Annotated in this window: 1 rRNA gene; it reads left to right on the top strand. The window is 49.6% G+C overall.

Features of this window, described 5'->3' with window-relative positions:
* Positions 1-489: 489 nt before the first annotated feature.
* A 16S ribosomal RNA gene (locus AO726_RS21300) occupies positions 490-968 on the top strand; the annotation flags it as partial.

Below are 968 nucleotides of genomic sequence, written 5' to 3'. Positions count from 1 at the left end.
GGCGCAGACCTCTAGATAAATTGCTTATAAATCAATAAGTTAATTTGATTTAGAGGTTGCAAATCAGCGAAAGCTGAGTAGAATGCGCCGGGCTGACAGGGTGGTGGTTTGATCCTGTTGGTGGCTTCGGTCAGGTAGATCGAAAGCGGTGAAAAAGGCAGGTTGACAGGGTTTTTAAACGCTGTAGAATTCGCCTCCCGCTGACGAGATGCTGAAAAGCTACCGAAAGCGCAAGTGGTTGAAGTTGAAAAGAAATTTTCACAAATCACTTGACAGAGAAAGAGGCTGCTGTAGAATGCGCGCCTCGGTTGAGACGAAAGACTTAACCAACCGTTCTTTAACAACTGAATCAAGCAATTCGTGTGGGTGCTTGTGAGTTAAGACTGTTAGTCAAATGATTATCAGCATCACAAGTAACACTCGTGAATTCGAGAGTTTTTTGCGATTGCTGAGCCAAGTTTAGGGTTTTCTCAAAACCCAAGCAGTATTGAACTGAAGAGTTTGATCATGGCTCAGATTGAACGCTGGCGGCAGGCCTAACACATGCAAGTCGAGCGGATGAAGGGAGCTTGCTCCTGGATTTAGCGGCGGACGGGTGAGTAATGCCTAGGAATCTGCCTGGTGGTGGGGGATAACGTTCGGAAACGGGCGCTAATACCGCATACGTCCTACGGGAGAAAGCGGGGGATCTTCGGACCTCGCGCCATTAGATGAGCCTAGGTCGGATTAGCTAGTTGGTGAGGTAATGGCTCACCAAGGCTACGATTCAGTGGCGCTGAAGGCTGATGTAGAGCTGGGTGGGACTGATCAGAAGTTCAATCTGTTGATGGGGCGTGAGCTGCAGCGTGCCTACGGCCAGTCTTCTCAGTGCGTGGTCACAATGCCGCTGTTGGAGGGGTTGGATGGCGTTAAGAAGATGTCGAAGTCCCTTGGGAACTATGTCGGCATCCAAGAAGCGCCAGGTGTGA

Origin of the sequence: Pseudomonas sp. TTU2014-080ASC (genome assembly GCF_001446935.1) — a bacterium.
GTDB lineage: Bacteria > Pseudomonadota > Gammaproteobacteria > Pseudomonadales > Pseudomonadaceae > Aquipseudomonas.
This window is presented reverse-complemented; position numbering and strand designations above follow the sequence as displayed.